The organism is Nocardiopsis endophytica, assembly GCF_027706725.1.
Taxonomy (GTDB): Bacteria; Actinomycetota; Actinomycetes; order Streptosporangiales; family Streptosporangiaceae; genus Nocardiopsis_A; species Nocardiopsis_A endophytica.
The window spans coordinates 1-6,545 of record NZ_JAQFWQ010000188.1 but is presented as its reverse complement, the minus strand read 5'-3'; the positions used below and the strand labels follow the sequence as shown (position 1 = coordinate 6,545).

The 6,545-nt window shown below is 75.0% G+C and carries 5 protein-coding genes; 1 reads left to right on the top strand and 4 read right to left on the bottom strand.

The features are described from left to right. Positions 1 to 136: 136 nt before the first annotated feature. The gene (locus O4J56_RS31635) at positions 137 to 745 is read right to left on the bottom strand and encodes a helix-turn-helix domain-containing protein (protein ID WP_270690893.1); all 609 of its coding nucleotides are present in this window, start codon (positions 743 to 745) and stop codon (positions 137 to 139) included. Between the two features lie 97 nt (positions 746 to 842). Here O4J56_RS31635 and O4J56_RS31630 point away from each other — a divergent pair, with 97 nt between their 5' ends. Continuing rightward, a complete protein-coding gene (locus O4J56_RS31630; RefSeq protein ID WP_270690892.1) occupies positions 843 to 1,289 on the top strand; it encodes a hypothetical protein in 447 nt (148 codons plus the stop codon). 81 nt (positions 1,290 to 1,370) lie between these two features. Here O4J56_RS31630 and O4J56_RS31625 read toward each other — a convergent pair whose 3' ends face one another. The 3 genes from O4J56_RS31625 to O4J56_RS31615 all read right to left on the bottom strand — a co-directional run bounded on the left by O4J56_RS31625 (position 1,371) and on the right by O4J56_RS31615 (position 6,444). Then, the gene (locus O4J56_RS31625) at positions 1,371 to 3,071 is read right to left on the bottom strand and encodes an outer membrane protein assembly factor BamB family protein (protein WP_270690891.1); all 1,701 of its coding nucleotides are present in this window, start codon (positions 3,069 to 3,071) and stop codon (positions 1,371 to 1,373) included. Between the two features lie 139 nt (positions 3,072 to 3,210). Then, entirely contained in the window at positions 3,211 to 4,524 is a 1,314-nt protein-coding gene (locus O4J56_RS31620; RefSeq protein ID WP_270690890.1) for a hypothetical protein, read from the bottom strand. 366 nt (positions 4,525 to 4,890) lie between these two features. Then, positions 4,891 to 6,444, bottom strand: coding sequence for an aldehyde dehydrogenase family protein (locus O4J56_RS31615; protein ID WP_270690889.1), 1,554 nt, complete (start codon positions 6,442 to 6,444; stop codon positions 4,891 to 4,893). Between the last annotated feature and the right edge of the window lie 101 nt (positions 6,445 to 6,545).

Below are 6,545 nucleotides of genomic sequence, written 5' to 3'. Positions count from 1 at the left end.
TCGGGAAAAGCGACGCTAAAACCGGCCCGGTAGGGGCGATTTCCCCGAGATCAACGCCGGGGGCGGGTGTTCTGCGTCGTGGCATCGAAGCTTTTAGGCGGATGGGGTATCGACTTCACGACGCGGGATGCCGCCCTCACCTCCTGTCCGCTCCCTCGGCGGGGCACGATCCTCCCAGGGTCGGTGGGCCCGCGTCGGCCGGGTACTCCAGCAGGAGCACCGAGGTCACCGGGCCGCCCGCGGTCTCGTAGATGTGCGGGCGGTCGGCCGGGAAGCACACGTAGTCGCCGGGGTTCAGCTCGTACGGCGAATCCGGTGGGCCCACGCGCAGCACCCCGTCGGTGACCACCACATGCTCGCGGCCGGGGTGGCCGGAGGAGTACTGGCGCTCGCCCGGCCGGACCCGCTGGTCGTAGAGCTCGATGACGCGCTCGGTGACGTCCATCCTGCGCAGCATCCGCAGGTCGACGGCGTTGCTGCTGAGTACCTCCAGGCCGTCCGAGCGCACCAGCACCACCTCCGGGTCCTCGCGCTCGGTCAGCAGGGACGAGACGGGGACCCCCAGAGCGTTCGACAAGCTGAACACCGTCTCGATGGTGGGGTTGCCGGATCCGGACTCGAGCTGGGACAGGGTCCCCTTGGCGATGCCGGAGCGGCGCGCCAGCTCCGACAGCGACAGCGCCGACCGCTCGCGCAGCGCCCGAAGATTGGCGGCCAGCACACGTCCGCCGCGTTCCCGCTCCACGGCACCTCCTCGGCTCGGTCTCCAGGAGGGTACCGGTCGGAGCCCGCGCCGGCCCCGCCCCGACCACGCTTCGCGAGCGCGCGCCGAGAACCGCCGAGTGGAGATCTCCCATGCCTTCAAGGAGGAGGTCGTCACCGAGACCGAGGAGGGCGTCGCCCAGCCCTACGTCGGCGCCGACAAGAGGACGTGGAGCATCGAGGTGTACCCGTTCTATCGGGACGGCGCCTTCCTGGTCACGCGCTTCGCGATCGCGCACGACGGCGAGCGGCTGGCGCGGACCGCCTCGCCCCTCAGCTCGGGGTTCGGCGACTTCCCGTTCTCGGTGACCGATCCGGCGACGGGCACGACCTATATCGACGTCAAGGCCGACAGGGAGGACGCGCACTTCGCGGCCCTCGGCGCGACGCCGTTCCCCCCGACCCGGCAGAAGGACACGCTCCAGTACGGCTACTACTACGTCCCCGCGCCGCCGCCCGAGGTGGACTCGGTGACGTTCAACGCGGGGCCGTTCGGCAAGTTCGAGGACATCCCGATCGAGGAGTGACGCCCGGCCGGGGCGGTACGACCCGCGCCCAGAGCGCGTGAGGGGGCTCCGGAAGCGCCCGGAGCCCCCTCGGGGCCTTCCTCACCGGATGGCGATGACCGCCGGGGACGGTTCACCGTCTTCCGAGGTGAGGACCGGTTCCGGCAGGACGTAGATCGTCTCCCCGTCCCACACGGTCTCCGGCTCGTCCCCGCCGATGTCGACCCCGTGGCCGATGTCCCCGGAGATGCGGGTGACCGCTCCGGTGGCCGTGTCGAAGGCCATGACCGGGCCGTGGGTCACCGGCTCCTCGGACTCCGGTTCCGGCCCGTCCCCGTGCTCCCGGTCCCCGGTGGAGGGGTCCGTCTCCGCGCCCAGGGCAAGGATCCGGCCGCCGTCGAGCGCCACAGGGCGCACGCGGGTGTCCGCGGGCAGGTGCGCGGACCACGCCTGCTCCCCGGTGGCGGTGTCGAAGGCCACCACGCGGTTGGCGTCGTCGCGCACGTCCGTGGCCGCGAAGGCCGTCCCCCCTTCGGCCAGCACCCCGGCGCCCGCCACATCGATCCTCCACGGGCCCGACATCACCGAGAACGCCCCTCCCTCGCCGTCGATGCGCCGCGTCCGGCCGGTGTCGGGGTCGACCACCAGCAGGTGCCGCCCGATGTCGTCGTGCAGCAGCCCGTCGACCGCCACCACGATCGGATCCACCGACACCACGCGGTAGTCGTGCGTACCGCCGGAGTACTCAGCCGGCGCCTCCACCCGCGTCGTCTCCGACCCGTCGGCGGGGTCCAGCACCACCAGGTACGGGCTCACCCCGTCCTCCAGGCAGGTCACCCATCCGACCAGGTCGCCCTCCCCGGGGCGGGCCCGCACGGACCCCAGGGTGCACATGTCCTCCTCCGAGCCGCCCGCCCCCGGGGCCGACCACACGCGCTCGCCGGTGGCGGCGTCCATGGCGGACAGGCGCTCTCCCCACCGGACCAGGACCAGGTCCCCCACGGTCCACACCCCGGCCACGGTGACGATGCCCTCCGGGTCGCGGTCGACGCCGGTCCGCCAGAGCTCCCGGCCGTCGGACAGGTCGACGGCGACGGCCGTGTCGCAGGATCGGACGGGAGCCCCATCCCCGTCGGGGTGGTCGACCTCGTCCTCCTCCAAGGCGAGCAGCAGCACCACGACCCCGGGGGCCTGCCCCTGCCCGACCCCCTGGTCGACCGCGCAGATCTCGTCCGGCGCGGGCTCATAGCGCCACATCGGGGCGCCGTCCTCGGCCGCGTAAGCGGTGAGGCCGCGGTGGTCCGCGCGCACGACGCCGTCGTCGGTCGCCCACCCCTTCAGACCGCGCACGGCGACCGCACCCTCGCGCGCTTCCACGCGGGTGTCGTCCTCGCTCTGCCAGGCGACGCCGGAGAACTCCACGGCGCCGGTGCCGATCTCGGCGACCGGGTCGGCCCAGCGCTCGATGCGCCAGGCGACCAGCACGGCCACGAGCATGACCGAGAACAGCAGGGCCGTCGGCAGGAAGAGCAGGTTGCGCCAGTGCAGCACCCTGCGCGCGTCGGAGCCGCGTGGGCCCCGCATCCAGACGCGCAGCCAGCCGGGGAGGTCGGAGCGCAGCAGTGTGGTGCGCTCCTGCGACCGGTCGAGCGGCACGCCCCACTCGTCGCGTTCGACCTGGTCGACAGGGGCGTCGGGCCGGTCACGGGACTCGGCCGCCCACCTGGCGAAGTCGGCGGCGTCGTCCCAGGCGTCCCGCTTGCCCCGTCTCCCTCTCGGCTTCCGCCGGAAGCGTGGGCTCATCGGTTCGTCCTCCAGGGGCAAGGGGAAACATGCGCCCCGTTGGACGCGGCCGCCGGCCGGTCCGGTTCCCCGCCCGACGGGGCCGGGCGGGGATGCCGCCTGCTCACGGCAGGACGGCCGGGAGGAGGACGGCGGCTCCTCAGTACCGGCGGTCCCCGTTCGTGGAACGGGCCGGGGCGGGGTCGGAGTGGTCCTCCTGCCCCTGGACGCCGGGCTCCTCGTCCCGCTCGTCGGCGGCGGGCTCCTCGTGGTCGGCGACGGAGACCTCCTCGGCAGGGGCCTCGGCCACCGCCGAGTCACCGTAGAGGTCCGAGGAGGCGTCGAAGACGTGCGCGAACCCCGCCCCGAGGCCGTGCTCGCGGCGCAGGCGGAGCGCGCTCGCGGAGTAGCCGTTCGACTGCAGGAAGACGGCGAACCGCTGGAGGAAGCCCTCGTACTCCTCGTCGTCCTCCCAGTCGTCGGCGACCGCGCCGGCGACCTTCAGCCAGCGGTCGGGGTCCTCGTCGCGCATCCCGGGCGCGGAGGCGCGCTCGGCGCCCCCGGGGGCGAACGGGTCGGCGGCGGCGCCGGAGCCCGGCGCGCCCCGCCCGGCGCTCCACCCCGACGCGCGCGCGGCACCGGCGAACACGTCGTCCTGTTCGGCCGCCTCGACCAGCTCCTGGTGGACCTCGGACAGCGGCCGCCCCGTGGCGGCGGAGGAGAGCTTGGCCAGGGTGCCGATCCTGTCGGCGGCCTCGTCCACGCGCGCGGGGTCGCGCGCGAGCCACCACAGCAGGGCCGAGCCGGGGTCGGCGAAGACCTCGGTGCTCAGGTACTCGCGCTCCAGGCGCTCGGCGGCGCGCTCCTCCTCCCGGACGGCCTCGCGCTTGCGCAGGTCGCTCAGGCGGGTAAGGCGTTCTTCGTCCTCAGGGGACAGCTCCAGGCGCACCTCCTCGGCCCAGACCTGCCCGATCCCCGGGTGCGCCCCGGGCTCGGGGCCGAGCGCGGCGGCCAGGCGGAACTGCGCGGAGTCGACGTCCTCAGGGCGCTCCATGGACCCGAATTCGCGGGCGCGGCGCTCGATCGCGCAGACGGCGGCGCCCTCCGCCCCCTCGGCGGGACCGGTCTCGCGCCAGCAGACCGCGGCCGAGAACAGGAAGGGGTAATCCTTGCGCGCGCTGGGCAGGCGCATGCGGAGCACGTGCCTGCGCCGGAGGGAGGCGGCCTCGGCCTCGGCCCGCGCGCGCTCGGCGGTGGCCCCGCGCCGTCCGGCCGAACCCCCGGCGAGGACGGCGAGCAGGAGCAGGCCGACGAGGAGGGCGAGGACACCCGCGCCCAGCGTGGCCTGCCCGGGGTCGGGCGGCCAGCCGGGGACGCCCCACCGCTCGACCGCCCACCAGGTGAGGCAGGCCAGCGCCGCGGCGAGGGCGGCCGCGGCCAGGAGCGCTGTCAGGACGCGGCCGTACCTGCTCATCGGCGGTTCGGGCGCCGTCCCACCGCGTGGCGGGGCCGGGGCGCCCTCCTCCTTCCTGCGGAAGCGTGCGCACCGCACGCCGCCTGTGCGCGGGGGCACCCGGCCGGGGCGGTGCGGGGGCGCGCCGCCCGGTCCCCGGGCGGACGGTGATCTTGCCTGTGCGGCACGCTACTCCCTCCCCACGCGTCCCATGGCCGTTTCCGGCCCCGCGCCGCACAGATCACCCCGCCCGTGGCCGGATCCGGCCAGATTCGGGCGTTTCGGTGCGGGGCCGGGCGGGAGCACACCGCGCGCCCGGCCCCGTGCCTCCCCCCGCCCGCGGATCCGGCGGCCGGGATCCGCGGGCGGGCGATCGGCCCCGGCCGGTCAGCTCCGGCCGTCGGGGCGCAGGGTGTAGTCGGGGAAGTTGCCGGGCAGCCGCTCGCCCTCGGGGCCGCGGGTCACCGCGCGCACCAGGAGGTCGCCGCCGACGAAGGCGCCGCGCCACGACCCGCCCCAGCCGCCGAACAGCTCGTCGCGGTCGCCGCGCGAGCGCGGGCGGTTGACGCCCACCTTGAACGCCCGCACCTGGGCGGCGATGCGCTCGGCCGCCTCCGGGTCGTCGCAGGAGAGCGTGGCCACCAGGGAGCCGTTGCTGGCGTTGAGCGCCGCCAGCAGCTCGGCCTCGGTGTCGACCAGCACGACCGTGTCCACCGGGCCGAACGGCTCGGCATGGAACAGCGGCGAGGAGCGCGGCGGCTCCAGCAGCGCCACGGGCGCCATGTAGGCGTCGGCGTCCTGCCCCGGGAGGAGCCGCGCGTCGTCCAGCCCGCCCCGGTACAGGGGGACCGCTCCCCCGGCGATCGCGTCGTCGACCTGGGCCTCGAGGTCCTTGGCCTTGGCGGCTCCGATGAGCGGGCCGAAGTCCAGCTGGGGCAGGTCGTCGTCGGGGCGGTCCACGGCGAGCGGGTGGCCGAAGCGCACCGCGCGCGCGGCGGGCAGATAGGCCTCCAGGAACCGGTCGAACAGGGAGCGCTGGACGACGAACCGCGGGTAGGCGGTGCAGCGCTGCTTGGCGTAGTCGAAGGTCTTGCGGATCTGCTCGGAGAGCGTCTCCCAGTCGCCGTACTCCCACACGCCCCAGCAGTTCAGGCCCTCCTGCTCCAGGATGTGCCGCCGGCCGAGGTCGGCGACGGCAGTGGCCACCTGGCCACCGGCGTCGCGTCCCCCTACGAAGGAGACGCAGCCGATCTCCCGGCCGCGCACCAGCGCCGGGGACAGGTCCCGGCCGCCGCCGCTGACCAGCGTGAAGGGGAGGCCTTCGCGGGCGGCGAGCGCGACGGCCAGAGTCAGGCACACCAGTCCGCCGTCGGTGGGGGTCTTGGCGATCGCGGCGTTGCCCGCCAGGGCCTGGACCGCCATCGCGTGCGCCAGCACGCTCATGGGGTAGTTCCAACTGGCGATGTTGGAGACGGGGCCGGGCAGCGGAGCGCGGTCCTCCAGCATCGCCTCGATGCGTTCGCCGTACCAGCGCGCTCCCTCGATCGCCCGGTCCACGTCCTGAAGGGCCAGCCGCCACGGCTTGCCGATCTCCCAGACGAGGGCGAGGGCGAGGGTCTCGCGGTGTGCGTCCCAGGCGTCGAGTGCGGCGTCGACACGGGCCCGGCGCTCGGGCAGCGGGGTGCGCGCCCACGCGCGGTGCTCGTCGGCGGCGGCGCGGACGGCCTCCTCTGCGGTGGCGGCGTCCAGCAGGGGGAGCCCGGCGAGCTCGCCGCCGTCGACCGGGGAGAAGGTGGGGCGGAGCGTGCCGCCCGCCCGCCAGTCACCGCCCCACCGGTTGAGGGGGCCATCGGGGCCGAAGGCCTCGGGGGCGGCCTCGCTGCAGCGCGCGTAGACGGCGTCCCATTCGGTTCCGGGTTTGAGGATCGGTCCTCCGGTCATCGCACGGCCCTCCTCGTCGCGGCGGCCTCGCGGACGAGGACCGCGCTCTCGCTGGGGGTCTTGCCGACCTTCACGCCGGCCGCCTCCAGAGCCTCCTTCTT